Source organism: Streptomyces colwelliae, assembly GCF_048158785.1.
Lineage (GTDB): Bacteria > Actinomycetota > Actinomycetes > Streptomycetales > Streptomycetaceae > Streptomyces.
The window spans coordinates 32,825-51,862 of the sequence record NZ_JBLTJC010000029.1; the positions used below are offsets into that span (position 1 = coordinate 32,825).

A 19,038-nucleotide genomic window follows, 5' to 3' on the forward strand; every position below is an offset into this window, starting at 1 on the left:
GGCCTGGGGTGCGTTCGCGAGTGGCGGTGCGTTGTGGCTGAGCGCGCAGTTCCCCGCGCCCCTAAAGGGGCGCCTCAGTGACCCTGCGTATAGAAGGGTCGCACTGTCTGCCTCATCCAGTCCGCCACCGGGTCCTGGGTTACGTCCAGGAGGACCAGGTTTACCTGCCAGGGGACTGTGGTGGTGCCCAGGGCTCGGGCCAGGGCTTCCATGGGGGCCGCTCTCAAGTCGCCGTCCCAGTTGGTGAGTTCGACGCCTACGAACATCACCGGGTCGGCCGTCTCGATGGCGGCGAGGCAGCGGCGGGCCGAGCCGACGACGCCGATCGCGGCGAACTCGGCGGAGGCCGCGGCGAGGAAGTCGACCGGGTCGTCCTGCCAGTCGGGTTCGAAGAGGCGGACGCGGCCGCCGCTGGTGGGGCCGTCGAGGGCGGAGCGGCCGATGCGGCACAGCTCGGCCACCGCGAGGGGCGGGAGGGGGACACCGACCACGCCGCCCGGGTTCACCGCGAGGCCGACCTGCGGGGGCAGCCCGCGGGCGAACTCCACCGCCGGCGCGATCGTGAACGACAGATGCGAGCCGACGACCTGGCGGAACTGCTCCTCGGAGCTGAAGACCGGGACGAACGCCTGTCCCTCGATGTCCAGCGTCGGCAGGTCCAGGGGGCCGCTCTGCGGGCCGCCGCCGCTGGGGAGCGGGACCCAGACGAAGCTGCGGCCGAGCACTTCGACGATCCGGCCGCCGGCCGAGGGCATGCCGAGGGACGCCGAGAGCACCTCCTCCAGCTCGTTGCCCGGCCAACCGCCGTGCGGATGGGGGTGGGGGTGCGCCTGACCGGGAAAGTCCGCCGGGAAGTCCATCTACCTACCGCCTGCTGGTGAAACCGCCTGCTGTAACCCTGCTGTGGCTGAAAAGGCTAGCGGCTCAGTCCGCGAAGTCGATCCGGCGCAGCACGTCCGCCGCGTCCCGGTCCAGGATGACCGCCGAGTCGACGCCCCGGGGCAGCTCACCGCGCTCCACCGAGCGCAGCAGCCGGGCGGCGGCCCTGCGGTGCCGCAGGAACGCGTACCGCGAGACTCCGCGCCCCCGCTCGCGCTGGCCGTCGAGCGCGAGGTCCGGGCTGACGTCGAGGAACACCAGGTGCAGCGCGCCGCCCCGGCGCCCGGCGGCCCGGGCCAGCCAGCCGCGCACCCAGGTCTGCGTACCGCAGTCGTGCACGACGGCTCCGGACGCGGAACGCAGCACGCGGTGCAGCCCGGCGTAGTGCGCGACGCGGACCAGGGGGCGGTAGACCGCGTAGGGAAGGACGCCCGATATACGGGACATACGGGCGTCCCAGCGGTCGCGGGTGTCCTGGCTGTCGACGCGGACGCCGTCGCCGCCCGCCACCGCGCGCCGCATCAGCGTGGACTTGCCGCTGCCGGGCAGGCCGGTGACCACGACCAGGTCGCGGGGGCCGAAGAGGAGTCCGTGCGGACTGCGGCCGGCGCGCTCGCGGAGATCGCGGACCGTCCGCACCGGCCGGGCCGGGCATGCCTCCCTGGCCGGGGCCGAGGGCTGCTTGGGCAGCGCTACGGCCGAGGTCGTGGCGTACACCGTGGTCCTTGTCACCGTGATCGTCCTCCCTGCGGGGTCAGGAAAGGTTCTCCCCACTGAACGTAAAGAGAAGGTAATGCACGGTGTCTCGCGGTTCCGTTCGCGTCCGGCCACAGGCCTGTTACAAAGCCTGTGCGATGATGTGCCCGCCTAACTGCATACCGGCCGCTTGAATCCGCGCGGGAGAGTCCCCGGTCGTACGTCGTCAGTCGTACGTCATCCGGGGCGCCGAAGGAGCAAGTCCCTCCCTTGAATCTCTCAGGCCCCGTTACCGCGCGGGCGAGGCACATCTGAAAAGCGGGCCGCCCTCCCGGTGGCCCCACCCAAGGTGCAACCCATGTCCCGCGTGCGGTCATGGCGAACCTCTCAGGTCCCGATGACAGATGGGGAGGAACGACCTCGCCGTCATGCCTTGGGAGACCGACCGATGAGCAGTACCGCCATCCCTGAGAAGCGCCGCACCGCGCTCGACGCGCTGCACCGCTCGCTCGGTGCGACGATGACCGACTTCGCCGGCTGGGACATGCCGCTGCGCTACGGCTCGGAGCGCGACGAGCACCTCGCCGTCCGCACGAAGGCCGGCCTCTTCGACCTCTCCCACATGGGCGAGATCACGGTCACCGGACCGGACGCGGCCCGTCTCCTCAACTACGCCCTCGTCGGCAACATCGCCTCCGTGGGCCTCGGCCGCGCCCGCTACACCATGATCTGCCGGGCCGACGGCGGCATCCTGGACGACCTGATCGTCTACCGGCTGGCCGACGACGAGGCTGCATCTTCTGACTACATGGTCGTGGCCAACGCCTCCAACGCCCAGGTGGTGTTGGACGCGCTGGTGGAGCGTTCCGAGGGCTTCGACGCCGTCGTCCGTGACGACCGTGACGCGTACGCGCTGCTCGCCGTCCAGGGCCCCGAGTCCCCCGGCATCCTCAAGTCGCTCACCGACGCCGACCTCGACGGCCTGAAGTACTACGCCGGTCTGCCCGGCACGGTCGCGGGCGTCCCCGCGCTGATCGCCCGCACCGGCTACACCGGCGAGGACGGCTTCGAGCTGTTCGTGTCGCCCGCCGACGCGGAGAAGCTGTGGGCGGCGCTGACGGAGGCCGGGGCGTCTGTCGGGCTGATCCCGTGCGGGCTGTCCTGCCGGGACACGCTGCGCCTTGAGGCGGGCATGCCGCTGTACGGGCATGAGTTGTCGACCGAGTTGACGCCGTTCGACGCCGGGCTCGGCCGGGTCGTGAAGTTCGAGAAGGACGGCGACTTCGTCGGACGTACGGCCCTGGAGGCGGCCGCCGAGCGCGCCGCCTCGCAGCCGCCGCGCGTCCTCGTCGGGCTCGTCGCCGAGGGCCGCCGGGTCCCGCGCGCCGGGTACCCCGTCGTCGCCGACGGCCAGGTGATCGGCGAGGTCACCTCCGGCGCCCCCTCCCCCACGCTGGGCAGGCCCATCGCCATGGCCTACGTCGACGCCGCGCACTCGGCGCCGGGCACGGCCGGTGTCGGCGTGGACATCCGGGGCAGTCACGAGCCGTACGAGGTCGTGGCGCTGCCGTTCTACAAGCGCGAGAAGTGACAGTCGTCGTAGCGTCACGTCCGTGACCCGGGGCGGATCGCCCCTGCCCGCCGATGTCCTCCGTAGTCCCCCATTCATCAGCACTCCCCCGCGTACAGGAGAATTCAGGCCATGAGCAACCCCCAGCAGCTGCGCTACAGCAAGGAGCACGAGTGGCTGTCGGTCGCCGAGGACGGCGTCTCGACGGTCGGCATCACCGAGTTCGCGGCCAACGCGCTCGGCGATGTCGTCTACGCCCAGCTCCCCGACGTCGGCTCCACGGTGACCGCGGGCGAGTCCTGCGGTGAGCTGGAGTCGACGAAGTCGGTGTCCGACCTGTACTCGCCCGTCGGCGGCGAGGTCACCGAGATCAACGAGGACGTCGTGAACGACCCGTCGCTGGTGAACTCGGCCCCCTTCGAGGGCGGCTGGCTGTTCAAGGTGCGCGTCGCGGAGGAGCCGGGCGACCTGCTCTCCGCCGACGAGTACACCGCGTTTTCCGCCGGCTGAGGAGTCGTAGCACCATGTCTGACCACACGTCCGACCACACGTCCGTCCTGAACACTCCCCTGCACGAGCTCGACCCGGACATCGCCGCGGCCGTCGACGCCGAGCTGCGCCGGCAGCAGTCCACGCTGGAGATGATCGCCTCGGAGAACTTCGCTCCGGTCGCGGTCATGGAGGCACAGGGCTCGGTCCTCACCAACAAGTACGCCGAGGGGTATCCGGGCCGTCGTTACTACGGCGGCTGCGAGTACGTCGACGTGGCCGAGCAGATCGCGATCGACCGGGTCAAGGAGCTGTTCGGCGCCGAGTACGCCAACGTGCAGCCGCACTCGGGCGCCTCCGCCAACCAGGCCGCCCTGTTCGCGCTGGCCAAGCCCGGCGACACGATCCTCGGCCTGGACCTGGCGCACGGCGGCCACCTCACCCACGGGATGCGGCTGAACTTCTCCGGCAAGCAGTTCGATGTGGTCGCCTACCACGTCGACCCGCAGACCGGTCTGGTCGACATGGCCGAGGTCGAGAAGCTCGCCAAGGAGCGCCGCCCGAAGGTGATCATCGCGGGCTGGTCGGCGTACCCGCGCCAGCTGGACTTCGCCGAGTTCCGCCGGATCGCGGACGAGGTCGAGGCGTACCTGTGGGTCGACATGGCGCACTTCGCGGGCCTGGTCGCGGCGGGGCTGCACCCGAACCCGGTGCCGTACGCGGACGTCGTCACGTCCACGACCCACAAGACGCTGGGCGGCCCGCGCGGCGGCATCATCCTGGCGAAGAAGGAGTTCGCGAAGAAGCTGAACTCCTCCGTCTTCCCGGGCTTCCAGGGCGGTCCGCTGGAGCATGTGATCGCCGCGAAGGCGGTCTCCTTCAAGGTCGCGGCGAGCGAGGACTTCAAGGAGCGGCAGCGGCGTACCGTTGAGGGTGCGCGGCTGCTGGCCGAGCGCCTGGTGCGGGACGACGTGAAGGCCGTAGGGGTCGACGTCCTGTCGGGCGGTACGGACGTGCACCTGGTCCTGGTCGACCTGCGCACCTCCGAGCTTGACGGCCAGCAGGCCGAGGACCGGCTCCACGAGGTGGGCATCACGGTCAACCGCAACGCCGTCCCGAACGACCCGCGGCCCCCGATGGTCACCTCGGGTCTGCGCATCGGTACGCCGGCGCTGGCGACCCGCGGCTTCACGGCCGAGGACTTCGCCGAGGTCGCGGACGTGATCGCCGAGACGCTGAAGGCGCCCAGTCCCTTCGAGGAGGCCGACGTGGCGGGTCTGAAGGCCCGGGTTACCGCGCTGGCGGAGAAGTACCCGCTGTATCCCGGGCTGTAGGTCGGCCCACCGGGCGGCAGTCGCCGTCGGGGACACCGGCGCACACTGGGAGGTGCGCGCCGGTGTCCTACCCCCTTGCACCACCCTGCTTGTCCTGCGTTCTGAGGAGTCACCGTGGCCATCTCGGTCTTCGACCTGTTCTCGATCGGCATCGGCCCGTCCAGCTCCCACACGGTCGGCCCGATGCGGGCGGCCCGCATGTTCGCGCGCCGGCTGCGCAACGAGGAACTGCTGGACTCCGTCGCCTCCGTCCGCACCGAGCTGTACGGCTCCCTCGGCGCGACCGGCCACGGGCACGGCACCCCGAAGGCGGTGCTGCTCGGCCTGGAGGGCGAGTCGCCGCGCACGGTGGACGTGGAGGGGGCGGATGAACAGGTCGAGCGGATCAAGGAGTTGGGGCGCATCCGGCTCCTCGGCGAGCACGAGATCCCGTTCTCCTACGACTCCGACCTGAAGCTGCACCGCCGAAAAGCCCTGCCGTACCACGCGAACGGCATGACGCTGTGGGCGTACGACGCGGCGGGCACCGAGCTGTTGTCGAAGACGTACTACTCGGTGGGCGGCGGTTTCGTCGTCGACGAGGAGGCGGTGGGCGCCGACCGCATCAAGCTGGACGACACGGTCCTCAAGTACCCCTTCCGCACGGGCGACGAGCTGCTGCGGCTGACGCAGGAGACCGGTCTGTCGATCTCCGCGCTGATGCTGGAGAACGAGCGCGCCTGGCGTACGGAGGAGGAGATCCGGGCCGGGCTGCTGGAGATCTGGCGGGTGATGCAGGCGTGCGTCTCGCGGGGCATGTCGCGGGAGGGCATCCTGCCCGGCGGCCTCCGGGTCCGGCGCAGGGCGGCCATGTCGGCACGCCAACTCCGGGCGGAGGGCGACCCGTTGGCGCACGCGATGGAGTGGATCACGCTCTACGCGATGGCGGTGAACGAGGAGAACGCGGCGGGCGGGCGAGTCGTCACGGCCCCCACGAACGGCGCCGCCGGAATCATCCCGGCCGTCCTGCACTACTACATCAACTTCGTGCCGGGCGCGGACGAGGAGGGCGTGGTCCGCTTCATGCTCGCCGCCGGCGCGATCGGCATGCTCTTCAAGGAGAACGCCTCCATCTCCGGCGCGGAGGTCGGCTGCCAGGGCGAGGTCGGCTCGGCGTGCTCCATGGCGGCGGGCGCGCTGGCCGAGGTCCTCGGCGGCTCCCCGGAACAGGTCGAGAACGCGGCCGAGATCGGCATGGAGCACAACCTCGGCCTCACGTGTGACCCCGTCGGCGGCCTCGTCCAGATCCCCTGCATCGAACGCAACGGCATGGCCGCGGTGAAGGCGGTGACCGCGGCGCGGATGGCGATGCGGGGGGACGGTTCGCACAAGGTGTCCCTCGACAAGGTCATCAAGACGATGAAGGAGACGGGGGCGGACATGAGCGTGAAGTACAAGGAGACGGCCCGGGGCGGGCTCGCGGTGAACATCATCGAGTGTTGAAAGGCCCCGGGAAATCCCCTGGGACGGGCGCCTGACCTGGGAGTTCGCGGCACCCTGGATCACTGTTCCGATCCGCCCCGACCCGCCTGGAGCAGCGGCTGACCGGCCTCTCTGCGTCATCCGCCCCGCCGTGGAGGCGGTGCTCGCCCGATGACCAACCGGGAACACCTCGTCCTCCAAGGCGGCCTGCTCCTCGCCCGGTTCGGCGGACGCCGGTTCACCAACGGCCGTTCCTTCACGCGACGTTGCCCGACACCTCGAAGCGTGAAGAACGGCCGCCCTGCTGTCAGAACATCGACGACAGGCCGCTGGTGATCGAGGAGACGAGCTCCTTGCCCTCCTCCGCGACCTGCTTCACCACGGGAGCCACCCGCTTGGCGACCGGGGTGATCCACTTGGACTGGCCGTAGGTGACCAGGCTCAACGCGGTGCCCGCCGCGGCCCAGCCGAACTCGCCGCTGGTGAAGCCGTATTCGATGCCGGTGAACAGGGTGCTCAGCGCGCCGGCTCCCATCGCTATGTCGGCGAAGACCGCCGCGGCCGGGAGACCGACGACGGCGAACGGGGGAAAGACGAGGCTGGCGAGGCCGAGGCCGGCGGAGATGAACCCCGCTCCGATGCTGACGTAGTTGAAGGCGTCGGCCCACCAGCCGGCGTCCGAGTACCACGCGTCGTTGTCGGAGCCGCTGCCGTTCTGGTTGACCTCGTCGTTGGTGCCGTTGTCGGCCGGGTTGCTGCCGTTGTTCCGGTCCTCCTGCGCCTTCTCGGCGGCCTCACGGGCGGCCTCACGGGCCTCGGCCTGGCGCTTCTCGATGACGATGGCGCGTGCCTGGGTCGCCGCCGCGGCCGCCGTGGCCGCGTCCCGGCCCGCTTCGAGCTCGGACGCGCGCGCGTCGGCCGCGGACGCCTGGGCGCTGTAGGAGGAGGCCAGGGCCGAACGGGCCGAGTCGATCGCCTTGTTCGCGGAGTAGTTGGCCGAGCGGGAGGCGGTGCGCGCCGACGTCGCGGCGGCCGAGGCCTTGGCCGCCGAGGCCTGCGCGTCCGCGGCCGACTTGTCCGCCGCGTCGGCGTTCTGTCTGGCCTGGTCGGAGTACTGGCCGGCCTTCGTCCCCGCGGCGACGGCCTTGTCCGCCCACTCCTGGGCCTCCGTGGCGGCTTCGCGGGCGGTCGCCGCCACCTGTGACGCCAGCGCCGCGGTCTGCTGCGCCGCGTAGGCGGTCTTGGCCGCGGCGGCGATCGCCCCCTGGATCGCCGCGACGTGGGTGGCGGAGTCGTGGTCGAGCTGGGCCGAGGAGTGCTGCACGACCTGGACGAAGTTCCGGCGCATCCACGTCGGCCCTTCCAGGGCGACGTCGCCGTAGGCCTTGGTGTAGTCGCCGCCGTTCGCCACCGAGGTCGCGGTCTCGACCGCGTCGTCCTCCCGCACGGCGGCGGGGTAGGTGCGGTCGAAGAAGTCCTGGAGCGCCTCCGGGGTGTTCTCGTCCAGCGCGTCGTTGGCCGCCTCGGTGACGGCCTTGCCCGGCTTCTGGTCGAGGATCTTGCCGATCTGCACCCGGTTGTCGTCCTGCGAGGCCTTGATCACCCCGGAGGTGAGGAAGTCGCCCACCGCCGTGGAGCTGGTGCTCGCCAGCGCGGCCTGTGCCGCCCTGGCGATGGCGGGGTTGGAGACCTGGGCGATGTAGAGGACGGTCTCCCGGTCGTCCTGGCCCTGGGCGACGCCCCGGTCGAGGTCGATCCAGGAGAACACGTCGTCGTCGCTGCCGGACAGCGCGAACTGGGCGGCCTCCCGCGTCCAGGCGCCCTTGGCTTCGAGCAGCGCGGTGGCGGCCTTGCGGCCCAGCGTGGCGGCGAGCGACAGGTCGCCGTCCGTGAAGAGGGCCTTCTCTGCGCCGCTGATCAGGTCCTTGGTCGCCTGATCGGTCTGCGCTTCCTGGGCCCGCTTGTTCGCGTACTCGGCCAGTTCCTGTGTCTCGATCTCGGCCAGCAGCCGGGCCTCGTCCACGCCTTGGAGCCGCTCCTGCTCCAGGCGCGCGAGCTCCGCGTCCCGGGCCGCCTTGGCGACCGCCATGGCGTCCGTCACGGCCTTGGTGGCGGTGTCGGAGGCCTTGACGGCCTCGCCGGCGTGGGCGGTGGACTTGTTCGCGAAGTCGATGGCCTTGCCCGCGTTCGCCACGGCCTCGTCGACGGCGTCGGCCGCCTTCTCGGCGTGGGCGGCGGCGGAGTTGGCGGCGTCCCGCGCGGCGGCCGCGGCCGCCGCCGCCGTGTTGTTGAGGGCCTGGGCGGTGGAGGCGGCGTTGGTGGCGCGGTTGGCGGCGGTGGTGGCGATGGCGGCCTGCCGCTTGGCCTCGGCGGCCTGCGACTGGGCGACTCCGGACGCGGCGGCGGCCTGCGCGGCGGAGGTGGCGGCGGCCGCGGAGTTGCGGGCGGCGGAGGCGGCCGAGGAACTGGCGGTGACGGACTGCGCGCAGGCGGCCCGCGCGTAGTCGGCGGCCTTGGCCGCGGTACGGGCCTTGGCGGCGGAGTTGCGGGCGGCGACCGCCGCGTCCTTGGCCGCCTGGGTCTTGCTCGCGTCCTTGGAGGCGGCGATGGCCGCGTTGTAGGCACGGGACGCGGCCCCGCCGGCGACGGCCGCGGCCCCGCCTGCGGCGGTGGCCGCCATGGAGGCGCGGCGGGAGGCGTTCACGGCCGCGTTGGAGGCGTTGATGGCGATACGGGCGGCGTTCGCCGCGCCCGTGGCCGCGCTGGCCGCCTTGCGGGCCGCCGCCGCGGACTTCTGTACGTCGTCCTTGGCGGCCGCCGCCTCGGCCGCGGCCTTCTCCGCCGCCGCCTTCGCCGCGGCCGCGGCGGCCTGGGCCCGCTCGGACGCCTCGACGGCCAGGTCGGTCTCGGCCTGGGCGCGCTTGCCCTCCCGGTCGACGACCGCGACGAGTTCCTCGATGGTCGCCGACTCCTGGTCGCGGGCGCGGGCGATGTGCTGGCCGGTGTCGAGGAACCACTGGATGTCCGTCGCGGTGCCGTCCAGGGCGCGGTTCGCGTACTTCTGCACCTCGGGCCCTGCCTTGACCAGCATGGCGGCGACCTGGACCTGCGAGTCCTCAAGGCGGGCGGTGTACTGGCCCTCCGTCAGGAACGCCTCCAGCGCCGGCCGGGTGCCCGTGTCCAGGGCGGCGGACGCCTTGCGCTGGAGGGCCGTTCCGCCGGTGGCCGACAGGATGGCGGTCGCCACCTGGAGGTCTTCCAGGAGAGCCGGCTCGTAACCGCCCTGGAGGAAGGCGGCGATGGAACTGTCGCCGTTGTCGAGAGCGGCGACGGCCTCGCGGCGCAGGCCCTTGCCGGAGCGGGTGAGGTAGCTGGCGATCGCGACGCGGTTGTCCTCCGTCGTCACCGTCGACAGCGTCTGGGCGAGGAAGGTGGTGATGTCGGCGTCGGTGCCGAAAAGCGCGTCGGCCGCTGCCGCCCTGGTGGCCCTGCCGCCCGTCATCCAGGCCTTGACCACCTTCGCCCGGGCGGTGTCCGGCAGCGCGAGCGGACCGGCCGTCGTCGCTGCCGCGTCGGCCGCTCGGGCCACGGGCGCCCACGTCAGGGGCGTGCTGGCGGCGGCCGTCACCGCGGCGAGCGAGCCGAGCACTCGTCTGCGGCTCCAGAAGATCGTCTGCATGTGGATTTTCCCCCGTGGTTTCTGTGTGGCCCCCGGTGGGGCGTGCGTGCTGCCTGCGCGATGACGTGACCATACAAACGCAGGTTCGCAGAGCAATCAATGTGCCGCCGTGAATTTAAAAAGCGGCTGGAATCCGACACAGAAAGCTTTCTTTATCTCTTCGTTATAGAAGCCGTACAACCCTTCAGCGGTGTGATGAGCGTCACATCGGAGCTCCAACTGCCGTCCTTTTTAAGGGTTTTGAGGAGTGGACAAACCCGAGGAAGCGAGGTGGCATCTAGGCGGGGGAAAGCGATGCGGAAGCACTCGCGGCTTTGTCTATTTCCTTCACGTTTGCCTTGAAGCGCGCTACTGAAATCGATTCGGAAGCCACGAGTTTAGGAAAGTGATGAAGTCGCGTATCACATCTGCGGCACAGCCGCGGCGTAATAGATTTCTGGCCCGCACCCTGGCCACGGCCGCGGTCGGCGCCCTGGCGTGGGCCGCCCTGGCGGTCGGCGTCCCCGGCGGATCCCACGCCGAGGCCGGCCCGGCCGCGGCCGTCGCGGACAGCGCCCCCGGCTACGCGGTCGAGAACTTCGACTACCCGCAGGCGGACAAGATCCTCGCGGAGAAGAACATCGTGCTCAAGCGGGGTGACGGTCACATCACGCTCGCCGACTGCGTGAGCGGCACCGGCCAGCTGGAGGTCCAGGCCCGGGACCAGAGCAAGGTCTGCTTCGACGTCAAGGGCAACTCCGGCTGGCTGACCCTGGAGCTGCCGTCGGTCTACCTCATCCGCGGCAACGACTACACGACCGAGGCGGAGATGACGGTCGGCACCGAGGAGCAGTCGTACGACATCGCCAAGAACGCCTGGACCCCGGTGGGCGAGAGCGCGGACGACCAGGCCCGTGAATGGACGCTCCTGGAGCTTCGGACCTCCAAGTAGCGCCCTGCCGAGCACTCCTGCCCGATCCGCCACCACCCACCAGGGAACCGACTTCATGACCTACGCCAGACCTGTGCGCCTCGCCGCACTGGCCGCCGCGCTGACCCTCGGCTCCGCCGGGCTCGCGGCCGCCCCCGCCACCGCCGTCACCGGCCCCGCTGTCGCCGCCGCCGACACCACCTACGCCTACACCGCGCAGATCACCCTCGGCGATCACGACCGCGGCTGCTCCGGCGTTCTCGTGGACGCCGAGTGGCTGCTGACCGCGGCCAGTTGCTTCGCCGCCGACCCGGCCGCCGGCCTGAGCGTGCCCGCGGGCAAGCCGGCCGTGAGGACCACCGCCGTCATCGGCCGCTCCGACCTGACCGGCACGGCCGGCGCGGCCCGCGAGATCGTCCAACTGGTCCCGCGCACCGACCGCGACGCCGTCCTGGCCCGCCTCGACCGCCCGGTCACGGGCGTCAGCCCGATTGCCCTGGCCACCGCCGCGCCCACCGCCGGCGAGACCCTCACCCTCGCCGGCTACGGCCGCACCGCGAGCGAATGGGCACCGCTGAGCCTGCACACCGGCGCCTTCACCGTGAACTCCGCCGCCACCACGACCGCCTCGGTCACCGGCACGAGCGGCATCGCCGCCTGCATGGGCGACACCGGCGGCCCCCTGGTCCGGGCCGGCAGCGGCACCGCCCAACTGGCCGCCCTCGCCAGCCAGTCGTACCAGGGCGGCTGCTACGGCATCGACGCCGGCGTGACCAGCACCGGCGGTGTCGTCTCCCGCGTCGACGACCTCGCCTCCTGGGTGAGCGCGACCGTCGACGCGGTGCCCGTCACCGACTTCAACTGCGACGGCGTCGGGGACATCGCGGTCTCCGACCCCGGGGCCACCGTGGGCGGCGACGCCGGGGCGGGCCTGGTGCGGATCGTGTACGGCGGCGGCAAGGGCACCGCCGAGATCAACCAGGACCTCGACTGGGTGACCGGCGCCGGCGAGGCGGGCGACAGGTTCGGCGAGTCCATCGCCACCTTCGACTACGACGAGGACGGCTGCACCGACCTGGCCGTGGGCACCCCGGCCGAGGACATCGGCACCGTCGCCGACGCCGGCATGGTCGACATCCTGCACGGCGCGACCGGCGGCCTCGGCACCGGCACGGCGAAGGACACCCACCTCGAACAGGGCGCGGGCACCGGCGGACTGGCCGCCTCCGCGAGCGAGACCGGCGACCGTATGGGCCACGCCCTGGCCGCGGGCGCCACCACCACCGGCGAGCCGTTCCTGGTGATCGGCGTGCCCGGCGAGGCCCTCGGCTCCGTCGCCAAGGCCGGCAGCGCGATCTATCTGCACGGCACCACCAACATCGCCGTCAACCAGGAAGCCACCGGTGTCGACGGAGCGGCGGAGGCGGGCGACGGCTTCGGCACCAGCGTCGCCGCCGACGCCAACCACATCGCCATCAGCGCGCCCGGCGACGCCATCGGCTCCGACGCCAACGCCGGCAACCTGGCCGTCTTCTCCCACACGCTGAACTCCGAGGGCCGTCCCACCCCGCTGTTCGGCCTGGACCAGGACCTCGACACCGTCTCCGGCGCCGCCGAGGCAGGTGACCTCTTCGGCCAGTCCCTGGCTCTGGTCCCCTACCGCCCCTCGGCGACCGCTGCCGCCACCGAGTCGATCCTCGCGGTCGGCTCGCCCGGCGAGACCCTGGCCGTCGACGGCGTGGACAAGGCCGAAACGGGCTGGGTCCTGACCTTCCGGATCACCGCCGCAGGCACCTACAGCCAGTTGCAGGGCTACTCCGGGGGCACCGGCGAGGACGACGTCTCCGGCGTCTCCGAGGCCGGGGACCACTTCGGCCAGACCCTGGCCGCGGTGAACACCGCGCCGCGCTCGGTGAGTTCGGCAGGCACTCTCAAGCTGGCCGTCGGCATCCCGGACGAGGCCATCGGCACCACCGCGAGCGCGGGCGCCGTGCAGACCTTCTCGCTCCTCGGCACACCCGGCGCGAGCGACCGCTGGCTGGAGGCGGGCGACGGCGACGGCATCCCCGGCACCCCGGGCGCGAACCAGCGACTGGGCAGCAGCATCCACTACACCGGCGGCAACCTGTACGTCGGCATGCCCAACGGCCCCTCGGCATACGGCTCCCTGTACGCGCTGCCCCTGTCCAACGTGACCGCCGGCGGCACAGTCGCCGCGGTGACCACGTACCAGCCGGGCGCGGGCGGCCTCCCCGCCGCCGACACCGACTTCGGCTACGCGGCGCGCTGACCCATGAGCCCCTGGGGGCCGGCGACGGCCGGTTCCCAGGGGCTCTTCCGATGCCCCCTGCCAAGAGGAGAGGTATGACGACCAAGCATGCGATACGACCTGAACGGCCTGGACGAATACGTGTCAGATCGGCCGTACTGACCCTGCTGACCGTGGTGACGCTGGGGTTCACCACGCCTGGCGTGAGCTACGCGCAGCAGGGAGTGGAGGCGAAGCCGCGACAAGTGGGCACGATCGATGCGGCGGATGTGCCGGCGACCGCGCCCCTCACCAGGACCAGCGCCTTTCCGGCGGACTCCGGGGAGCACTGCGAGCCCACGCGGGCAGGCTCGAAGGAACGCCGGGCAGGCGCCGCCGAGGCATGTGTGAGCACGAGCCCCGCTCCGGCCGAGAGCACGGCGACAGAGCAGCGGACCCTCGCCGCGGCAGCAGTCGCCGGCGGCTGCGACATCACCAGCCCCGGCACCTACTCCTACGAGCGCTTCGGGTACTGCGTGACCGGGGTGAGCGTCGTCTACATCCTGCGTGACAGCAACGGCAAGGAGCTGGGACGCGGCACCCTGGAGATCTCGACCAGTGCGACCCTGCCCGCGAGTGGCACGACGTGGAGCGAGCAGGTCACGGTGACGATGGCCGCCGCGAGCGGCGAAGTCACCGCTCTCAACGCCAAGTTCCGGGCCGCCTGCACCACCGGCTGCACAGCGACGAAGACCGCGCCCTGGTACGGCGGCGACCTGACCCTGGGCCAGTCCCTCACCGGCACCGTCGCCTACTCCTCGGCGCCCGCCCTGAACAGCAGCGTCGACTTCACCACCTCGTACAAGCTGTACGTGACCTCCCCGGGTGCCACGGCCGTCGACCCGAACGCCTCGTGGGACAACCCGCGCAAGATCCGTTGCGACGACGCCGTCAGGGATGTCACGGCCGAGCCCACGGCGTCGCCGGGCTGCGTCATCCCCACAGTCACGGCCGTCGTGCCGATGAGCACTCAGGGCTCGGACCAGGGCGGTGCGGTGGCGGCCTACCTGTGGGCCCAGCAGAACCTCGTCGACCACTGGGGCCGGGACACGCTGCTGACCCGGGCCAAGAGCGGCGTCGCCGACCGTACGAGTCGCACCTGTGGAAGCGCGTCGTCGAAGCCGTTCGCGGACGCGACCGACCTCATTCCGACCGACACCTGTGCCGCGTTCCCCTTCGCGGAGACCCAGGAAGGAGGAACGGACGGAGCCCGATGCGCCGAGGTCATCCCCAACCAGGGCAACGGTGGATGGATCATCTTCGAGCTGGGAGGCGGTTCGAGTGTGGACCCCGCCAAGCCCTGCGTACGTGCCCATGTCGCGCTTGCCGACAAGCAGTTCGCCGACGGTCAGCTCTCGGAAGGCTTCAAGAGCCAGCGGGTCATCGACGCCGACCAGTTCAAGCTGGCACTCACGGCGTCGATCGACGGCTCGCACGCTGCCTGCCTGGGGGTCTCGCCGGAGGGGGCGCGCCTGGCGGGCAACGGGTGGATCCTGAACACCACCGAACCGGTCGCCCACGTCAACAAGACCACCAACCCGCAGGGTGCGGCCGGTGTCCGGGCGACCACGGCCCAGGCCTGCCTGGGGAAGACGCCCGGACCGGGCAGTGATGCCGGGGGAGACATCACCGGCTGGCAGGACGCACAGCTGTTCGCCCAGGCGAACCAGCTCGACACCGCCGGACTTTCTCGGTGCCACCTGATCGCCAATATCCTCGGCGGGAGGATCTCGAAGAACCTCGTCCCCTGCTGGCAGGTGGGGATGAACACCGGTGCGGGAAGTATGTGGGACTACGAGGAGCAGGCCCGGGACGAGGTGGCGGAGCAGTCGTTCGGGGAGGACGACGCGATCCTTTATCAGGTCACGCCCACGTATCTGGACGCCACCAGCACGATTCCCGTGGGAGTTACGATGAGCGCCGTCATCGAGCGTGAGGACGGATCGGTGGAGCAGCTGTTCCCCGACGTCTACATCCCCAACACCCGTGGAAACACCGGGCTGTTCAACCTCGGTAACTGATCCCACCCTGTTCGTGCCATCGGGAGCCGGAATGAGTTTCACCACCCCGCCGCGGCCGTTGGACGTCGCCGCGGTCTTCCCTCAACTGGCCCCGCTGGCACGCACGGCGACCCGGCTGCACCCACGCCCCGGGTCACCGTCGCCGCACGACAGCTCTGTCGGCGGGCCGCTGCTGTGGCCCGCCGACCAGCCGTGGCCGTACTGCGAAGGGCCGCACGTGCCGAGCCGTCGGCCGGTCATCTCACCGGACGACATGCGGCTGCTGCGCCGCAACCGGGCGGCGGCGGCCGAACGGCGGCGCCGCGATCCCCAGGCGCCTGCGGCCACGCCCGAGGAACTGGCCACCGAGAAGCGGATCAAGGCCGGCCGGCCGTGGCCCGAGGGTCCGACGGCCATGCTGCCCGTAGCCCAGCTGTACGTCCGCGACATCCCCCTGCTGCGCCCGCCCGGGCAGTCCGAGGCCGATCTGCTCCAGGTCCTCTGGTGCCCCTTCGACCACCCGACACACCCCAGGACCGCGCTGTTCTGGCGGTCCGCCGCCACCGTCACCCACGTACTCGACGCACCGCCCGAACCACCCGTGCTCCAGTCCCGCGGCTATCTGCCGGAGCCGTGCCTGCTCGCACCGGAGCAGGTCACCGAGTTCCCCAACTTCATGGAGTTGAGCAAGGAACTGCAGCAGCAACTGGGAGACCCGCGCAGCTGGGAGGCGGCGGGAGCGGCGGTGGACAGCGCGTACGCGGCGGCCCCGGACGAGTTCTACGGGGAGCAGCTCTCCCATGCCCCCGGCTGGAAGGTCGGCGGCTGGACCCGCTGGGGCCTCACCGACCCCGTGCCCCGGCTCTGCCCCGCATGCGGCACCGAGGCGGATCCGCTGCTGACCATCGCCACCACCGAATGGAACGCCGGCAGCAAGAGCTGGACCCCCGAAGAGGAACAGACCGACCCCACACCACTCCTCCCCGGCACCCCTCCGGCGAACTTCACCATGCTCGACATCGCCCGGGGCTCCGACCTGCAACTCCACATCTGCCCGGCCTCCCCGGACCATCCCCACATCGAACTGGTCCAGTGAGCGCGGACGACGGACTCCGGCACGTTCATAGTGCGCCAGTGGCATAGTCGCTACGCTCCCTGCGGGGGTAACTGGCGTATGGATGGGGGAAGTTGATGGCGCATCAGAGACCGGTGCGGTTATGTTGCGGGGCCTTGGCCACCGGGCTGTTACTGGCCGGCTGTTCGGGGGCCGCGGGAGGCGGGACCACCGGGCCCGCCGGCTCCAAGGGCGCGACCACGGGCAGCGGCACGCGCTCCAGCCCGACTCCGGCTCCCAGCGCCACAGGCCTGGATTTCACCGCCGATCCCGGCCGCGCGCCGAAGACCTCCGCGGAGGCCGAACGCCTCGCCCGCGCCGTCGCGGCGGTGCCGATCAACTGGGGTCCCGGCTTCGTGAAGCGCGATCCGTACGAGAGTGACCCCGACTTCTGGCCCGTGCTCGACGCGGACTGCGTATGGGAGCGCGAGTCACTGCCCGCGACGGTGCTCGCCACCCTCACCCGTTACAGCGAAGTGCCCGCCAAGGACGGCAAGGGCCCGATCCGCGTCGCCGCCGTCGTCACCGTGCACCGCACCGTGAACGACGCCGACTGGGAGATGTCCGAGACCCTCGAAGAAGCCCTGCGCTGCCCCGACCAGCAGCTCCGCCAGGGTGAGCGGATCACCGGACTGGCTTCCCAGGGTTCGGACTTCGGCACCCTGGGCAACCTGGCCGCCGAGGACATGCTGACCGAGGGCGGCAAGTACTACAGCGACGAACTCGGCGGCCCCTACTACTACTCCTGGGCGCAGAGCCGACTGGGCCCGGTCACCGTCGCCGCCGTCGGCAAGGGCTCCGAGGGCAGGTCCGCGGACGAGGTCAGCGCCGCTCTTCAGCAAGGCGCGGGCGCCATGATCAGCCGCGCCAAGGGCGAACTGGAGGCCGCGGAATGAGCGGGCCGCTGCTCCCCACCGACCCTGCCTCGATCGGCGGACACCGGCTGCTGGCCCGGCTCGGCGCGGGCGGCATGGGCGTGGTCTACCTCGGCCGTACGGAGGCCGGAACGCTGGCCGCGGTCAAGGTCATCCAGGCCGAGTACGCGGACGAACCGGACTTCCGCGCCCGGTTCCGCCGCGAGGTGGCGGCGGCCCGCCGGGTGACCAGCCCCTGGGCGGTGCCGGTCACCGGCGCCGACCCGGACGCGGCGGCACCCTGGCTGGCCACCGCGTTCGTGCCGGGCCCCTCGCTCGGGGAGGCGGTCGTAGGTCATGGTCCGTTACCCGTCAGGAGCGTACGGGTCCTGGGCAGGATGCTCGCCGCGGCGCTGCGCGAGGTGCACGCCGTCGGTCTTGTCCACCGTGACGTCAAGCCCGCCAACGTCCTGCTCGCCGTGGACGGTCCGCGCCTGATCGACTTCGGGATCGCCCGCGCCGCCGACGAGACCGCGATCACCTCCACCGACCTGGTCGTCGGCACGCCCGGTTTCCTCTCCCCCGAGCAGGCCGAGGCGCGCGGCGCCGCGCTGGGCCCGGCGAGCGACATCTTCTCGCTGGGCTGCCTGCTGGCCTACGCGGTGAGCGGCCGTCCGCCGTTCGGTACCGGCGCGGTCGACGCCCTGCTCTACCGCACGGTCCACGACGAACCGGACCTGGAAGGCATCGAGGCCGACGAGGACACGGGCACCGATCTGCTGACGCTGCTGCACCTGTGCCTGGCGAAGGACCCGGCGGACCGTCCGACGGCCGAGCAGATCTGCACGGTGCTGCTGGCCGAGGACGCCGTCCCCAAGGGCGGGCCGATCGACTGGCTGCCCGACGACGTCGTACGGGGAATCGCCGACCGTTCGGCCGAGATGCTGGCGCTGCCCGACATCGAGCCGACCGTCGCCGACGCGCCGGGGGACGCGGAACCGGCGTCGCCCGGCCGACGACGGCTGCTCATGGCCTCCGGCGCGGCACTGCTCCTGGCGGCGGGCTCCACCGCGGCCTGGGCCGTCCTGCGCGACGACGACACCCCGGGCACCTCGGCATCGCCGACCCGCCACTGGGCCATAGGCGTGCAGGCGGATCTCAGCGGGCCGCAGCGAACGGCGGGACAGGCGCAGGAGCGCGGCGCGCGGCTGGCGGTCGAGCAGTACAACTCCCGTAGGAACAAGCCCTTCACGCTCACTGTGAAGACTGCGGACGACGGCGGCAGCGATGTGCGCGCACCGGCCGCGGCAGAGAAGCTGATCCAGGACGCGGACGTGCTGGCCGTGCTCGGTCCGTCCAACAACGAGACGGCCGTCAAGGTCCTCCCCGCGTACGACGGGGCATTTCTGCCGCTGCTGTCCGTCTCGTCCGGAGCACTGCTGCTGACCTCGGCGGAGCACCGGTCCTACCTCCAGTGCCGCCCCTCCGACGCGCTCATGTCCTTCCCGCTCGCCGTCCGTCTCGCGCAGCGGAAGGGGACGCGGCTGCCCGGACTGATCCAGGACCGCACCGCGCAGACGTACAGCTGGGACTGCGCCCAGGGCACCACCCTGCTGTTGCGCGGGTACGGCATCCCGCCCTACCCCCGGGTGATCCCGGCGAACACCCGGAACGTCAAGCCCGTCGTCACCGACATGCTGCGGGCCGGGATCGACTCCTTCATCTACGCCGGCTACGCGCAGGG

13 protein-coding genes and 2 riboswitches are annotated in these 19,038 nt (G+C 71.5%); of the genes, 10 read left to right on the top strand and 3 right to left on the bottom strand.

Annotation, left to right across the window (positions count from 1 at the left end):
- Window positions 1–74 precede the first annotated feature (74 nt).
- Together ACNFOC_RS09160 and ACNFOC_RS09165 are read right to left on the bottom strand one after the other, a co-directional pair.
- A complete protein-coding gene (locus tag ACNFOC_RS09160; RefSeq protein WP_416958552.1) occupies window positions 75–860 on the bottom strand; it encodes an enhanced serine sensitivity protein SseB in 786 nt (261 codons plus the stop codon).
- Window positions 861–924: 64 nt separating this feature from the next.
- Complete coding sequence (locus ACNFOC_RS09165) at window positions 925–1,617, bottom strand: AAA family ATPase (RefSeq protein WP_416958575.1); 693 nt, start codon at window positions 1,615–1,617, stop codon at window positions 925–927.
- A 149-nt stretch (window positions 1,618–1,766) separates the two neighbouring features.
- Window positions 1,767–1,880, top strand: a riboswitch (glycine riboswitch).
- Window positions 1,881–1,989: riboswitch (glycine riboswitch) on the top strand.
- A gap of 34 nt (window positions 1,990–2,023) precedes the next feature.
- Here ACNFOC_RS09165 and gcvT point away from each other — a divergent pair.
- From gcvT to ACNFOC_RS09185, 4 genes are all read left to right on the top strand, one after another.
- A complete protein-coding gene (gene gcvT, locus ACNFOC_RS09170) occupies window positions 2,024–3,166 on the top strand; it encodes a glycine cleavage system aminomethyltransferase GcvT (RefSeq protein WP_416958555.1) in 1,143 nt (380 codons plus the stop codon).
- A gap of 111 nt (window positions 3,167–3,277) precedes the next feature.
- Window positions 3,278–3,655, top strand: a complete 378-nt coding sequence (gene gcvH, locus ACNFOC_RS09175; protein ID WP_019058529.1) for a glycine cleavage system protein GcvH — start codon at window positions 3,278–3,280, stop codon at window positions 3,653–3,655.
- A gap of 14 nt (window positions 3,656–3,669) precedes the next feature.
- Window positions 3,670–4,968 carry a serine hydroxymethyltransferase gene (gene glyA / locus ACNFOC_RS09180; RefSeq protein WP_416958557.1) on the top strand — a complete coding sequence of 433 codons (1,299 nt, stop codon included), beginning with the start codon at window positions 3,670–3,672 and terminating at the stop codon, window positions 4,966–4,968.
- Between the two features lie 114 nt (window positions 4,969–5,082).
- A complete protein-coding gene (locus ACNFOC_RS09185; protein ID WP_416958559.1) occupies window positions 5,083–6,450 on the top strand; it encodes an L-serine ammonia-lyase in 1,368 nt (455 codons plus the stop codon).
- Between the two features lie 286 nt (window positions 6,451–6,736).
- Here ACNFOC_RS09185 and ACNFOC_RS09190 read toward each other — a convergent pair whose 3' ends face one another.
- Entirely contained in the window at window positions 6,737–10,108 is a 3,372-nt protein-coding gene (locus ACNFOC_RS09190) for an ALF repeat-containing protein (RefSeq protein ID WP_416958561.1), read from the bottom strand.
- A 388-nt stretch (window positions 10,109–10,496) separates the two neighbouring features.
- Here ACNFOC_RS09190 and ACNFOC_RS09195 point away from each other — a divergent pair, with 388 nt between their 5' ends.
- The 6 genes from ACNFOC_RS09195 to ACNFOC_RS09220 form a co-directional block, all read left to right on the top strand.
- A complete protein-coding gene (locus ACNFOC_RS09195) occupies window positions 10,497–11,039 on the top strand; it encodes a hypothetical protein (protein WP_416958563.1) in 543 nt (180 codons plus the stop codon).
- Between the two features lie 55 nt (window positions 11,040–11,094).
- A complete protein-coding gene (locus tag ACNFOC_RS09200) occupies window positions 11,095–13,308 on the top strand; it encodes a trypsin-like serine protease (protein WP_416958565.1) in 2,214 nt (737 codons plus the stop codon).
- A 74-nt stretch (window positions 13,309–13,382) separates the two neighbouring features.
- On the top strand, window positions 13,383–15,347 hold the full coding sequence (locus tag ACNFOC_RS09205) for a DNA/RNA non-specific endonuclease (protein WP_416958567.1): 1,965 nt from the start codon (window positions 13,383–13,385) through the stop codon (window positions 15,345–15,347).
- 31 nt (window positions 15,348–15,378) lie between these two features.
- A complete protein-coding gene (locus ACNFOC_RS09210) occupies window positions 15,379–16,422 on the top strand; it encodes a hypothetical protein (protein WP_416958569.1) in 1,044 nt (347 codons plus the stop codon).
- 134 nt (window positions 16,423–16,556) lie between these two features.
- Complete coding sequence (locus ACNFOC_RS09215; protein WP_416958571.1) at window positions 16,557–17,336, top strand: hypothetical protein; 780 nt, start codon at window positions 16,557–16,559, stop codon at window positions 17,334–17,336.
- On the top strand, window positions 17,333–19,038 hold a 1,706-nt coding region (locus ACNFOC_RS09220; protein ID WP_416958573.1), incomplete at its 3' end, for a protein kinase domain-containing protein. The genes ACNFOC_RS09215 and ACNFOC_RS09220, both read left to right, overlap by 4 nt.